The following is a 13,001-nucleotide window of genomic DNA, read 5'->3' on the forward strand; positions in this document are numbered from 1 at the left end:
ACTCCAGGCTTCCGGACGGCTTTTTAAAATATCGAGCAGCGATTTGCAGCATTTTTCCATCTTGGACATGACGGAAAATTCGCTGGCCAGCAATACAAGCTGAATCCGCTGCTTTAATGTTTCCGTGCTGAGTGTCAGCTCTTCGTAAAGCTTATAGACTCCGGGATTGATCGCTTTGACCTGCTTCCAGACCGTCACTTCCGGATGGATCCCCTCTTCGATGATGACGATTCGGGCCCAATGGCGCAGCGTCTCCAAAATATCGTTGTAAGCATCAAGCAGTTGATCCTCCAAAATATGCTCCCTGCTCTGCGTATAACAGCGCAAAAAGCTGGAAAACTCGATGAGCAATCTGAGCTCCCGCAATTCGGGCGGAAACTCGAGAAGGCGGTGACGCAAGCCCTCCAAATACGTGTTCCGGTCCAAAACGATCTCCCCTTTTAAAATCCAATGAATAAAGTTGCGGTTTTGGCCGTGCAGTATCCCATGCTCCAAAGTTTCCGGATCGATCCATCTTTCTTGTATACGCTGGTTGTCTTTTATATAATGAAAGAGCCTGCTTCCGGATTCGGCCCGGTTCGCGACGACCAGGAACAGCAAATCGTAGCCGTCTGTCAGCGTGGAATGCGAGGAAGGATTGCGAACCGCCGCAAGACTGATCACGTCATGGTTCGTCCTTGCCCTTTCTGCCATCTGTTCTATGATAGAATCCATCGCTGAAGACCTCCGTTCAAATTGACTTGCAACTATTCAATTCTACAAATTCCGTTCGTTTCCTGCCGGAAAATGTGACGAAATGCACAATTTTACTTTATGGAAAGAAGTGACCTGAAAGTGCGGTTAAAGTCGAGCAAAGTAAATGAATTCCGTTTATGGGGGCTGCTGCTGACCATGGGCGGCATGCTGCTGATGATAGTCGGCCTGGCCGGCATCGTGTTTGATTGGGGGCAGGCCGGGCGCATTATCGCCGTCATCTGCATGCTGATCGGAGCTATTAGCATGCTGGGCAGCATGGCCATATATTTTATGGCCGGCATGATGTCGACTAGCGCGGTTGTCGTGGAATGCCCGGAGTGCGGCAAACCAACCAAGATGCTCGGAAAAACGGACCGCTGCATGTTTTGCAAAACGATTTTGTCGATGGACCCGAAGCACGCTCCGTCCGGCCAAAACCAAAGCGGCACCGAAGCGCCGAATGCCCATCGTTGAGACGGACCGTCAATACATGCCTGCAATAGAAAAAGCTTACTTATCCCGCAATTCGGGAAAGTAAGCTTTTTTAACGGTTAGGGCCGTTTGCTCAAAGCATCTTCGATCAGCGGCCACATATTTGACGACTCCAATCCTCTTTTCCACGAAGCAACGCCGGCCAAATCGTATTTTTTGACGATCTCCATGCGCGCTTTCATGGATGTCTCATCCTCAATCCATATTTTCATCGTCTTGCTGCCTTCCTTGTATTGGACGTAATTTTGCCCGGTTTCTTCCTGATAGACAGGCGTGAGCTTCTTCTCTTTGATCATCCTCTGCACCGTATCCATGATCAGCGTATCGGATTTCACCGTCGTTTTACCGTCCTTGGTTTCTTCCGTCCATACGCGGGTATAATAAGGGACACCGAGGACCAGCTTGGATGGCGGAATGTCATCCTCTTTCAACAGTTGGGCTATCGATTTGTCGACCCAGGGCAGAGAGGCGACGGAGCCGGCCTTCGGGCTTGACGCCCAATGCTCGTCGTACGCCATGACCATCATATAGTCCAGCGATTCGATCAGCGCCTTGCGATCAAGAAACATCGACCAGTTCTCGTTGTTCGACTTCACCGTAACGTCCATCGAAACGACCAGGCTTTGCTCGTGTAAAAGCGGCGTCATCTCGCGGACGAATTGGACGAGCTCGTCCTTGTCGGAAAGCGAAACGTTTTCGAAATCGATGTTGATGCCCTGCAGCGAGTAAAGCTGGGCGTAGCTGAGCAGCTGCTTGATTATCTTCATCCGGCGGTCGTAGGTCGACAGAGCTTCGGTCGTGATCTTCGGATCGAAACCGTTGCTAAACAGCGCCCAAACCTGATAGTTCCGGCTGTGGGCCCATTTGACGTATGACGCGTCAGCCAGGTTTTTCAGATTCCCCTGACCGTCGATCAGATGAAACCATGTCGGGCTGATGACATTCAGCCCCGGCATCGGGCCGATTTTTTGCGTATCCGGGTTTTTGGTAATGACCTGTTCCCAAGTCAAGTTGATTTTGCCGCCGACGGGCTTCCACGGGATAAACTCGTTTTGCGGCTCCTGGCGCGGTATCGTCTCAACCCGGTCAAGCGTGACGTGGCGTTTCTCCATATAACCGGTATACCCGTTTTCGAGCTGTACGAAATACCAGCCCATTTCCTCGGACCAGATCATTACAGGGGCGTCCCGCTTCACGTCTTCGTATACCGGAGCTTTGATCGAAGGCTCTTTCCGCAGCGCCACGGTCGCGTCCGGTTTGCCGGACGGCGCTACGGCTTTGCCCCATTGAATGACATCGCCTTGCTTTTGCAAAATAACGGTGCCCGTCGATTCCGACTCTTTTAACCGAATTTGATATAATTGCTGCAGCGGCGCGATCGGCAAATAGATCTCGCCTTCCACTTTTTCCGTCGGGAATGACAAGGTAAACGGTTTCTCGTTGACGGTCGCCGTCAGCTCGCTTGTTTTCAGGCGGACGACCTTGTCCTGCGTGGTAATGATAGTCGATTCGCTGGCCTGCTCGTACCGGATGTTGGGATCGATTTCGTTTTTCACCAGCGTCAAAGGCAGCTTCAGCGTTTCTTTCTGCCCGGCGGCCGGCAGGTCGAACATTTTTCCTTGGTAAAAAATCGGCCGGGTCAAGCCGCGGAAATCGGGCTTTTCATGTTTCGTCGAAGGAACGAAGCGTATCCAGTAATAGGTGCAGCAAGCAGCTAAGAGCAGTACGGTAATGATGAGCAAAAACAGTACAAGGCCGGTTCTTCTGCGCGTTGGCCTTGCCGATGGGATCGGTTCCATAGCTTCACTCCTGGATTTATTTGCTAGATTGATAGAATAAAAGCAACAAAAAAACGTATCCGGAGCTTTCCAAACGCCCGAATACGTTCATTATACATGATTTCATGCCATGCTGCCTTAATGCCTCGTAATGTCCGCACAATCCGGGCAAATGCCGTAAATTTCAAGACGATGCCCGTGCACCGTAAACCCGGTTTGCTCGGCCGCCGCCTTCTCCGCAGCTTCCAGCGGCGGATAATCGAAGTCGACCATCTTCCCGCAGCGCTCGCAATGGGCGTGGTAGTGCTCGGACATATCGGCATCGAAACGGCTCGATTGATCGCCGTAATTCATTTCGCGGACGAGTCCCGCTTCAATAAACACCTTGAGATTGTTGTACACGGTTGCCACGCTCATGCTCGGAAAACGCGGCTCCAGCGCTTTATAGATTTCATCCGCCGTCGGATGGGACATCGTATCGATCAAATAGGCAAGTATCGCATGTCTCTGAGGGGTCATGCGTACACCGGTGCTTTTCAATTTAGTCAACGCTTGCTCCAATCGGAGTTCCATGCAAATCACCGCCACGTTATCATAAATGTTATGCTTATCCTTCTATTCTACGTTTATGGAGGCAATTTTGTCAATCCAGCTTGCGAATAACGACAGGCCCTGCCGTGTCCAGCTTAAGTTCATACGTGCCTTTGCCAATGCGGCCGCTGACGGAGTCCTTGCTGATATTCAAAGGAAAGTCGCTTCTGACATCCGTCAGCCGGCCCTCGCCGTCAACCTCCATGTCGGCGTTTGCCGGCAGCGCCAAATCGATCGCCCCATGCGATGCCTTGAGCTCCCAGTCCCCGCCGACCTTACGGCTCTGGGCCCGGATCGAACCGTTGTTGGTTTGGATCTCGAGTTGTCCCGTCGCTTCGGTGACGGTAACGGTACCGTTTGTCGTCTTTACGGTAAGACTGCCGTTCACATGATCGGCCTGCACCTCGCCGTTGGTCGTTTTCGCCTCGACGTTCCCTTGAATCTCTTTCAAGGCGACCGAGCCGTTAGTGGTTTCCAAATCTGCGTATCCTCCGATTTTGGAGGCGACGATTTGGCCGTTCGTTGTGGACAGACTGACGTTTCCCGACAAATCCGTCACTGCGATTTCGCCGTTCGTCGTCCTCACGGACAATTCCTCGCGTATGGGCAGCTGAGCCGCCTCCGCCTTGCCGTTCGTGAGCTTCAGCTCGACATCCACCTTTTGCTTCGCGGGTAAGATGACGGTCAGATTGACCCGCGGCTTTCTCCTGGAAAAAAGCCCTTTTTCCCCGTATTCCTTGCCTTGAGCTTTGATGCTTAAAACGGACCGCGACGTATCCCATTCGACGCCGGATTGCTCCGCGATGGTTGCCGCCTCGTCCTGACCGACTTTATCGACCCATACGACCGCTTCCACTTGCACCTGTTCCACCGGTCCGGCTTTGACGCTGACCGAGCCCGAAGGGTTTTCGACGAACAGCTTCTCCGTATCGGCATCAAGCGGAATGCTCACTGCGGCCTTCTCGAATTTGTAGCCGGATTCGTCCGCGTACGAGAGTACGCCGTCAAAGCTCATCCACTTTTCATAAAACTGCGTTGCCTGCGAGCCTCCCATAACGACTGCCGAAAGGATAAGCGCAAGCAGGATGCCCCCGACATCAAGCCTGAGCGGCTTATCGGCGTTGGCATGTCTAAAGTTGTACAGCACCAGCTCCACCCCGAGCAGGATCAGCAGGACCGGCCACCACTGCAGAGCCAGTTGGGTAAAATGAGAGCCGGTGCTTTTGTCCGCGATCACGGCCAACCCAACGCAGATCAGCATAACAGCCGCAGTAAATCTCCCCACTTTGTGCATGATGAATCTTGCTCCTTTGCAAGTGCCCGTTTATTTGTTTCGCGACTCCCGAAAAAATAAATAAACTCCGATGCCTATAAGCAGGATGGCTCCGACGGAGGAACCGACGAGGTCCAGCAGCTTCTCCAGCCAGGCCGGCTTGGCTCCGACAAGAAACAAAAGCACGCCGACAGCGACCAGCAAATAGCCGAGGTAGCTGCCTTTGGCCAGCCTGCCGAGCGGATCGCGCGCGTCGCCGGCCTCGCTATAAAACGGTTCGGGACCGAAGCCCAGCGGGCGATGGTTGATTTTGTCGGCCTGCTGCAGCGCATCGAAAATGTTGTAAAAATAAATAACCGGGATCAGCAGCGAAAACAGCACGATAAGCGGTATGATTTCCTTGCTGCTGGTCGAAAAAGTGACGATCGCGAAAATATCGACGATCAGGAGCAGCATGATCGTAATGCCCCGCTGCATTTGCCCGAGATAAAACTGCCCGGTTCCGGGGACGAGAAAGGACAGCAGCCCGGCGATCAGCTTGCTTTTCCGGGACCGCGTTCCCATCATTTCATAAAAAGGATCGCGGACCGGACCGTTCCATTTTCGCAGCCGTTCCCGCAAAAACTCGTCCTCCCGGTCGTCCTGAAAGTTCGCCTGTTGTTTGTCTTCTACCATAATCAGATCCTCCAGCTTCGTTGAAATTATACGTTAGATCAGCCGCGCCCATGTTTCCACGATCTTAACCAGCTCCAGGGTCCGTATATGTACGTCCGCACCGAGCTTCACGGCGTCGATCGATACGATTTTCGACCAAACTCCCGTCGATATAAACAAATATGTCGCCGCGGCGGCCACACAGCCGTTGGCGAGTTCGACTCCGAGCTTAAGCCGCGGACGCGGGGCCGCGGACGAAGATGCCGGATTCGACCGCAGCGCAGCCATCACCCGCTCCGCCGTATGTGCGGGAGCGGCCATAAGAGGCTGCGCGGCAAGCGCCCGGTTCAGCTCGGCGTAAGCCATCAGCTCGCGGCGGCAGACGTCGCAGCGGCGAAGATGCTTGCGAATGCGGGTCGCTTCCTGCGGGGTGCAGCGGCTATTCTGAAACCGTTGCAGCTGCAGATCGTTCAGGTGCTTCATCCACATTGCCGTTCACCTCCAGCCATTTTTGCTTCAGCATCGCTTTGCCCCGGTACAGCCGGGTTTCCACCGTTTTCACGGGCAATCCGGTAATTTGCGCAATTTCCCGATACGACAGCTGCTGAAAATGATACAACCCGACAATCAGCCGGTATTTCTCCGGCAGTTCGGCCACGATCCGCTGAACGGCATCGCGCTCTTCCCTGTGAAGGGACATCTGCTCCGGCTGCTCGCGCTCGTCGGAAAACCATTCCCTGACCACATCCAGAAGCGATTCGAGCGGCCTTCTTTTGCGGGCTCTGCGGTAATCCGCCACGAGATTAAGGGTGAGTCTGTAGAGCCACGTCGTAAATTTCGCGTCGCCCCGAAAATGAAACAAGGAACGGTACAGCTTGATAAATACTTCCTGCATCAAATCTTCGGCGGTTTCCCGGTGCTCCACCTGCCGGTAAATAAGCGTGAATATATAATTTTGATGACGCTCCACCAGCGCGCGATAAGCATCGTCATGGCCTTGACGGATACGGGCGACCAGCTCTTCGTCCGTGGGCCGCTCCATGGCTTCACCGCCTTTTTGTTTGTTCATCTCCTATGACGTTCCGATTCACCGCTTCCCCTTCAATTATTTTAACATTTGCTGCAGATCTGGCAAAAAAAGATTCGGGGCCTTGTCCTTTCGCAGCTTCTCGCCTAGACTAAGGGGTAGCGAAGACAAGAATGAGGAAAGGTGGCTTTTCGATGAGCAGCTTCGAAACGCGCCGCGCCGATATCCGGCGGCTCGCTGCCCGCAAAGCCGCGGAGCTTCCGCGGCGGGACAGCGGCTTCTGGTTTCATGCGGATTTAAGGGATAATTTTTATTTGGCGGTTCATTTGTTCGTACATAGTCTCGATGTCCGTCAAGAGGAAGGAACCGGGGATGAAGCGAACGCGATGGATTTGGCGGCCGGCGTCATCTCCAAGGTGATGGCGCTTCAGGATCAAAATCCGCAAAGTCCGATGTACGGCCATTGGCCGCTCAATCTGGGCGAAGATCCGGCCGCCGCAAAGCCCAATGCGCTGCCGGTGGAGCTGATGGGCTGCCTGGTCGCTTTGTTCTACTCCCGGTACGGCAGGGAACTGCCGCCCCAGCTGAAAAGCGATCTCAGCCTCGCCCTGACGCATATATACCAAAGCGAAGTGTACCGCAAGCCGCTGCAGCAGATGAACCATCATGAGGCGAAGCATACGGCGCTCAAAATGCTGCTCGGCCATCTGTTCGACGACCGGGAGCTGCTGAGCGAAGGCATCGATTGCGCCAGGCGGATGCTTGCGCACGTCCGGCGTTACGGCTTTAAGGAGTACGGCTCTCTGCCGTGGCACTGGCATTGGATCCAGGCGTTCACATGCGTATGGGAGGTCGTGGATGATACCGGAGCAAGGGCGGTCGCGGAGGAAATGCTCGTTTATTTGTGGGAGCTGCGGGCGGACTATTACCTGAAAGGCATCTGGGCGGGCCCCCATTCCCGTGAATGGCCGCACGATGCGCCGCGGGACAACAATACGCTGATGGATTACATCCAGTTCGGAGACTTTCCCGAACCCGTGGACATCCCCCGCTTGGAGGGGGCAGGGCTTTATGCATATCAAATTCCGGAATATGTTAAGAACAAAGCCGTAAACCGCAGCGGCGAAACCGAGCTCCGCCGAACGATCCTCATCACGGACGCGGAAGGCAAGGACATCGAGGAAGTCCACAGCTATACGTTCATCACTCCGTCGTATGCCGCCGGCGGCATGTATGAACGGCGCGAGGAATTCGACAACGAGCAGCACCGCTGGGATATTTCGCTCCCGCTTACGACGGTGACCTCGGGGGTCAATCAGGCTTACTTTTTCCATCCCGGCAAAAAATATAAAGAAGGCGACGACCGGCACGCCAGCGACTTCGGCGAAGTGCTGCTGCATCAAAGCACGGCGGTCGCACTGTACGCGCTGCCTTCCGAAGCCGATAACCGGATCGTCGGCTGCTTGCCGCCCGGCGAATGGGTGTTCGAGTCATCCGCAGGCTTCGGCCTGATCGGCGATGTATACATTGCCTACAGCACGATGCAGCCAGCGTGGACGGAACAGAAGCCGGACCGGGTATCCGTTCGGAGCGAAGGGGCAATCCATGGCGTGGTGATGGAGGCGCTCAGTCGGGAGGAAGCCCGGACGCTCGGGATCGCCTCGCTGCAGCAGCTCCGCGACCGTTGGATGAGCCGGGCGCCTCTATTCCATACGTTTGCTGCGGCAGACAAGCCGCTGACGGAATTGACGGTGAACCATACGACGCTTCGCGGAGCGGAACTTTTTCTCGGGCTTGCGGTGCAGCATGACAGCGACAAAGGCTGCCGATTGATTCGCCGGGAACGGACGATTCAAGGCAGCCCCGTAACGTTTGAACAATATCGTATTTAACGGCCGTTTCAAAATGGCTTAAGGGCGCTCGTCAGCCTGCCGGCGGGCGCCTCTTTCTTTGGTCAACATCGTCACCGTGATGCCCCTGGCAATAAGCACTTCGCCCTCCGGCACGTACCCGTGTTTCATATACAGCTCCATGGCCGGCACGTTCCGCGTTCCCGTCGACACTTCGATAGGCATGCCCGGCGGGATGCGCCGCTCGATCTCTTCCAAAAGCCCGGTCGCGACGCCGCGGCGGAAATGCTCCGGATGCACCATCATGCGGGTGATGGCGGCTTGTTCTGCAGAAACGTCATACGCCGCCGCTCCGATCAGCGCGCCGTCCTCGTAACAGCCGATAAACGTCTCCTTGGACTTCTGAATCGTTTGGATCGAATCCGTAAGCGGCGGAATTTCGCAGAAGCCGATCAGCTTCGCCTCCACTTCGTACGATTTGATCTGCAGCGTGAGCAGTTCCAGCACCGCAGTATGGTCGCTTACATCTATCGGCCGGATGAGCAAAAGCCTCTCCCTTTCGTGGATAAATAAAGTGGCACACCTTCTTCCAAAATGAGGAAGCGATGTACCACTCATTGTATCACATTATCGTTTCAACTTCTCCATGATCAGTTTGTTGACGAGCCCCGGGTTCGCTTTGCCTTTGGACTCCTTCATGACCTGACCGACGAGGAAGCCGATCGCTTTGTCTTTGCCCGCCTGGAAATCGGCGACGGACTGCGGGTTGTTCGCGATCACCTGATCGACGATCGCCGCGATGGCGCCTTCGTCGCTGATCTGCACGAGGCCTTGTTCTTCTACGATCTTCTGCGGCTCCTTGCCGGTTTCGAGCATCGTTTTGAACACGGTTTTGGCGATTTTGCTGCTGATCGTGCCTTTCTCGATCAGCCCGATCATCTCGCCGAGCCCTTTGCCGCTAATTTTCACTTCATCCAGCTCGAGATTGTTCGCGTTCAGGTAGCCGAGCAGGTCGCCCATGATCCAGTTGGCGGCCGCTTTCGCGTCCTTCGTATAATTCAGGCTTTCCTCAAAAAAGTTCGCCAGTTTCATCGAAGCGGTAATGACTTCGGCATCGTAGCTCGGCAGACCGAGCTCGCTCACGTAGCGGGCTTTGCGCGCATCCGGCAGCTCCGGGATGGAGGCTCGGACGCGGTCCTTCCACTCGTCGTCGATGTGCAGCCGGACGAGGTCCGGGTCCGGGAAGTAGCGGTAGTCGTGCGCCTGCTCCTTGCCGCGCATCGAGAACGTCTTGCCCTGCGCTTCGTCCCAGCGGCGTGTCTCCTGCACGACTTTGCCGCCGCTGTCCAGCACGTCGGCCTGGCGCCACTGCTCGTATTCGAGGCCGCGCTGCACGCCGCGGAACGAGTTCATGTTTTTCAGCTCGGCCTTCGTGCCGAACTCCTTCTGCCCGTACGGACGCAGGCTGATGTTGGCGTCGCAGCGCAGCGAGCCTTCCTCCATCTTGACGTCGGAGACGTCGCAGTAGAGCATGATGGCGCGCAGCTTCTCGAGGTACGCCTTCGCTTCCTCCGGCGTGCGGATGTCCGGCTCGGAGACGATTTCGATCAGCGGCGTGCCGACGCGGTTGAAATCGACGAGCGACGCGTAGCCGCCGTCGACGTGCGTCAGCTTGCCCGCGTCTTCCTCCAGATGCACGCGGGTGATGCCGATCCGCTTCGTTTCGCCGTCTACTTCGATGTCGATCCAGCCGTGCTCGCCGATCGGCTTGTCGTATTGCGAGATTTGATACGCCTTGGGCGAATCGGGGTAAAAGTAGTTTTTCCGGTCGAATTTGCTCTCTGTCGCAATTTGACAGTTAAGCGCCATCGCCGCTTTCATCGCGTACTCGACCGCCTGCCGGTTGAGCACCGGGAGCACGCCCGGGTAGCCGAGGCACACCGGGCACGTATGGGTATTCGGCGGCGCCCCGAATTCGGTCGAGCAGCCGCAAAAGATTTTCGACTTCGTGTGCAGCTCCACGTGCACCTCAAGGCCGATCACCGTTTCGTATTTCGTTTGTGTCGCTGACATGCGGAACACTCCTAACAGTTTTTTAGCGTCTTACAGCGCCGGACGCTGCTTATGGAAATCCGTGTTCTGCTCGTAGGCGTGAGCCGCGCGCAGCACGGTCGATTCATCCAAAGGTTTGCCGATGATTTGCAGACCCACCGGCATGCCGTCCGCAAAACCGCACGGTACGCTGATGGCCGGCACTCCGGCGAGGTTGACCGGAATCGTCAAAATATCGTTCAGGTACATCGTCAGCGGATCTTTCGTCTGCGAGCCGATTTTGAACGCCGGTGTCGGCGCGGTCGGACCGACGATGACGTCGTATTTGGCAAAGACATTGTCGAAATCCTGCTTGATGAGCGTGCGCACCTTTTGCGCTTTCAAGTAGTATGCGTCGTAATAGCCGGAGCTGAGCGCGTACGTGCCGAGCATGATGCGGCGCTTCACTTCCGGCCCGAAGCCCTGGCTGCGCGACTTGTGGTACAGGTCGAGCAGATTGGCCGGATTTTCCGCACGCACGCCGTATCGTACGCCGTCAAACCGCGCCAGGTTCGAGGACGCTTCCGACGAAGCGAGCAAATAATATGTCGCGACGGCGTATTCGGAATGCGGCATCGATACTTCCTCGACGATCGCGCCTTGAGCTTCCAGCACTTTCAGCGCGGTCTGCACGGCGTCCTTTACCTTCGGATCGATGCCTTGGCCGAGGTATTCCTTCGGCACGGCGACGCGAAGCCCTTTCACGTCTCCGGTCAGCGCGCTGACGTAATCCGGGATGTCCACCTTGGCCGAGGTCGAATCCATCGGATCGTAGCCGGCGATCGCCTGCAGCAAATAGGCGCAATCTTCGACGTTTTTCGTCAGCGGTCCGATCTGATCGAGCGACGACGCGAAGGCGACGAGGCCGAAGCGCGAAACGAGGCCGTACGTCGGCTTCATACCGACGATGCCGCAATACGAGGCAGGCTGGCGGATCGAGCCGCCGGTGTCGGAGCCGAGCGAGAAGTACACTTCGCCGGCCGCCACCGCCGCCGCCGAGCCGCCGCTGGAACCGCCGGGCACGTAGTCCAGGTTCCACGGGTTATGCGTCGGATGGAAGCTTGAGTTTTCGTTCGAGCCGCCCATCGCGAATTCGTCCATGTTCAGCTTCCCGATCGTGACGGCCTGCGCGTCCTTCAGCTTTTTCACCACGGTGGCGTCGTAGATGGGATTGAAATTTTTCAGGAACTGGCTCGCGCACGTGGTGGTGAGCCCTTCCGTCACGATGTTGTCCTTGATCCCGATCGGCAGGCCGAACAGCAGCCCTTTGACATCTCCGCCGGACTGCTTGTCCAGCTGCTGCGCGGCGCTGCGGGCCCGCTCCTCGTCCAAAGTCAAAAACGCCTTCACTTTGCCGTCCACCTGGCCGATTCTGCGCAGCGCTTCGTCCACAAGGTCCGTTACGGTCAATTCTTTGCCGTGAAGGCGGTTATGTATTTCTTGCAATTTCAAATCGAATAAAGACAAAACGGCGTCCTCCTTCAAGTTTTTTGCCCGGGAAATCCCCGGAAGCAAGCTTCATAAACATCCGCAACGCTATTCGCTATTCCAGCACCGCTGGCACTTTGATTTGTCCGTCCTCTTCGTCCGGGGCATTTTGCATCACTTTATCGAGCGGCAGGGAAGGCCTTACTTCGTCCTCGCGCATCACGTTGAAAAGCGGCATGACGTGGCTCGTCGGCTCTACATGATCGGTGTCCAGCTTGTTCAACTGCTCCGCATATTTCAAAATCGCATTGAGCTGCTCCGTGAACTGCTGCTTCTCGTCGTCGGTAAGCTCCAAACGGGCCAAATTGGCCACATGTTCGACATCCTTGATCGTAATACTCAAGTAAATCCCTTCCTTCCTGATACAATCATCTTTTCATTATATATTAAACCGAACGGGGAACTCAATCGCCTGGCTTTTGAACCCGCGCAAAAAAAGAGCCGTTCCTTCGCGGAACGGCGTTTTCGTGGAATGGCGATCAAATCCAAGCTTTCAAATTAACCTGCCGGATAAAATCCTGCGACGATTGCACTTCCTTGCTGCTTTCTTCGCCCGGAGCGATCTTTTCCCCGTTCATGATGCGGCGGAACAGCTCCTCGTTTTTGGTTCTCAAAGCAAAATCGATCAGCGCTTCCTTCTCAAGGCGGTCCACTTCCTGCTGGATCAGCACTTCCTCCAGCTCTATATCGGCCGCAGGCACATAAAAATGTTTGCCCGCTTTCGGCACGCGGATCACGTAATCGAATACGTTGTCGGCGTTGCGGTCGTAGGCAATGATATATCCGTAATCGCCGACAGGCAGATTTTGCTCGAAGCTGTCGGAGACGATATACACTTTCTGACCTAACTTGAGCATCCGCTCTTCCCCCTTCCCAAGATGAATCACCGCAAAGGTTGTTTCGAAACAATTCTGAATCTTAGAAATAATGGATTATGATTCATATGGTACTAAAAAAGAGATGAGGTGTCCAATGGTTCCTTTAAGTTGCACCTTCTACATAGATACGCTTCCCGCCATCAT

General features: G+C 55.3%; 14 protein-coding genes (1 of these 14 cut by a window edge). 2 read left to right on the plus strand and 12 right to left on the minus strand.

The window, feature by feature from the left end; translation table 11 throughout:
- Positions 1–714: the 5' portion of a nucleotidyltransferase-like protein gene (locus tag MYS68_RS24010; protein ID WP_248928263.1), read on the minus strand. The gene continues 156 nt to the left of window position 1, outside the view; only the first 714 of its 870 coding nucleotides appear in the window; the start codon lies at positions 712–714; its stop codon lies off the left edge, out of view.
- Positions 715–834: 120 nt separating this feature from the next.
- Here MYS68_RS24010 and MYS68_RS24015 point away from each other — a divergent pair, with 120 nt between their 5' ends.
- Positions 835–1,209, plus strand: coding sequence for a DUF2614 family zinc ribbon-containing protein (locus MYS68_RS24015; RefSeq protein ID WP_248928264.1), 375 nt, complete (start codon positions 835–837; stop codon positions 1,207–1,209).
- A gap of 77 nt (positions 1,210–1,286) precedes the next feature.
- Here MYS68_RS24015 and MYS68_RS24020 read toward each other — a convergent pair whose 3' ends face one another.
- The 6 genes from MYS68_RS24020 to MYS68_RS24045 form a co-directional block, all read right to left on the minus strand.
- The gene (locus tag MYS68_RS24020) at positions 1,287–3,026 is read right to left on the minus strand and encodes a glycosyl hydrolase family 18 protein (protein WP_248928265.1); all 1,740 of its coding nucleotides are present in this window, start codon (positions 3,024–3,026) and stop codon (positions 1,287–1,289) included.
- Between the two features lie 117 nt (positions 3,027–3,143).
- On the minus strand, positions 3,144–3,578 hold the full coding sequence (gene perR, locus MYS68_RS24025; protein ID WP_248928266.1) for a peroxide-responsive transcriptional repressor PerR: 435 nt from the start codon (positions 3,576–3,578) through the stop codon (positions 3,144–3,146).
- Positions 3,579–3,648: 70 nt separating this feature from the next.
- Positions 3,649–4,890, minus strand: coding sequence for a DUF4097 family beta strand repeat-containing protein (locus MYS68_RS24030; RefSeq protein ID WP_248928267.1), 1,242 nt, complete (start codon positions 4,888–4,890; stop codon positions 3,649–3,651).
- 30 nt (positions 4,891–4,920) lie between these two features.
- Positions 4,921–5,544: a TM2 domain-containing protein gene (locus tag MYS68_RS24035; protein ID WP_248928268.1), complete on the minus strand. Its 624-nt coding sequence runs from the start codon at positions 5,542–5,544 to the stop codon at positions 4,921–4,923.
- A 33-nt stretch (positions 5,545–5,577) separates the two neighbouring features.
- The gene (locus MYS68_RS24040) at positions 5,578–6,012 is read right to left on the minus strand and encodes an anti-sigma factor family protein (RefSeq protein WP_248931159.1); all 435 of its coding nucleotides are present in this window, start codon (positions 6,010–6,012) and stop codon (positions 5,578–5,580) included.
- Positions 5,963–6,592: an RNA polymerase sigma factor gene (locus MYS68_RS24045; RefSeq protein ID WP_248928269.1), complete on the minus strand. Its 630-nt coding sequence runs from the start codon at positions 6,590–6,592 to the stop codon at positions 5,963–5,965. Before MYS68_RS24045 ends, MYS68_RS24040 begins: the two co-directional genes overlap by 50 nt.
- A gap of 152 nt (positions 6,593–6,744) precedes the next feature.
- On the opposite strand from MYS68_RS24045, the gene MYS68_RS24050 reads away from it, so the two are divergent.
- Entirely contained in the window at positions 6,745–8,442 is a 1,698-nt protein-coding gene (locus MYS68_RS24050; protein WP_248928270.1) for a hypothetical protein, read from the plus strand.
- 18 nt (positions 8,443–8,460) lie between these two features.
- Here MYS68_RS24050 and MYS68_RS24055 read toward each other — a convergent pair whose 3' ends face one another.
- The 5 genes from MYS68_RS24055 to MYS68_RS24075 form a co-directional block, all read right to left on the minus strand.
- Entirely contained in the window at positions 8,461–8,946 is a 486-nt protein-coding gene (locus MYS68_RS24055) for a GNAT family N-acetyltransferase (protein ID WP_248928271.1), read from the minus strand.
- 81 nt (positions 8,947–9,027) lie between these two features.
- Positions 9,028–10,473 carry an Asp-tRNA(Asn)/Glu-tRNA(Gln) amidotransferase subunit GatB gene (gene gatB, locus MYS68_RS24060; protein ID WP_248928272.1) on the minus strand — a complete coding sequence of 482 codons (1,446 nt, stop codon included), beginning with the start codon at positions 10,471–10,473 and terminating at the stop codon, positions 9,028–9,030.
- Between the two features lie 30 nt (positions 10,474–10,503).
- Positions 10,504–11,958 (minus strand): Asp-tRNA(Asn)/Glu-tRNA(Gln) amidotransferase subunit GatA, encoded by a 1,455-nt coding sequence (gene gatA, locus MYS68_RS24065; protein WP_248928273.1) that lies wholly within the window; start codon positions 11,956–11,958, stop codon positions 10,504–10,506.
- 76 nt (positions 11,959–12,034) lie between these two features.
- Positions 12,035–12,322, minus strand: coding sequence for an Asp-tRNA(Asn)/Glu-tRNA(Gln) amidotransferase subunit GatC (gene gatC / locus MYS68_RS24070; RefSeq protein ID WP_248928274.1), 288 nt, complete (start codon positions 12,320–12,322; stop codon positions 12,035–12,037).
- Between the two features lie 136 nt (positions 12,323–12,458).
- On the minus strand, positions 12,459–12,836 hold the full coding sequence (locus MYS68_RS24075) for an ATPase (protein WP_248928275.1): 378 nt from the start codon (positions 12,834–12,836) through the stop codon (positions 12,459–12,461).
- Positions 12,837–13,001 lie beyond the last annotated feature (165 nt).

The sequence above is a fragment of the Paenibacillus hamazuiensis genome (genome assembly GCF_023276405.1).
GTDB classification, from domain to species: domain Bacteria; phylum Bacillota; class Bacilli; order Paenibacillales; family NBRC-103111; genus Paenibacillus_AF; species Paenibacillus_AF hamazuiensis.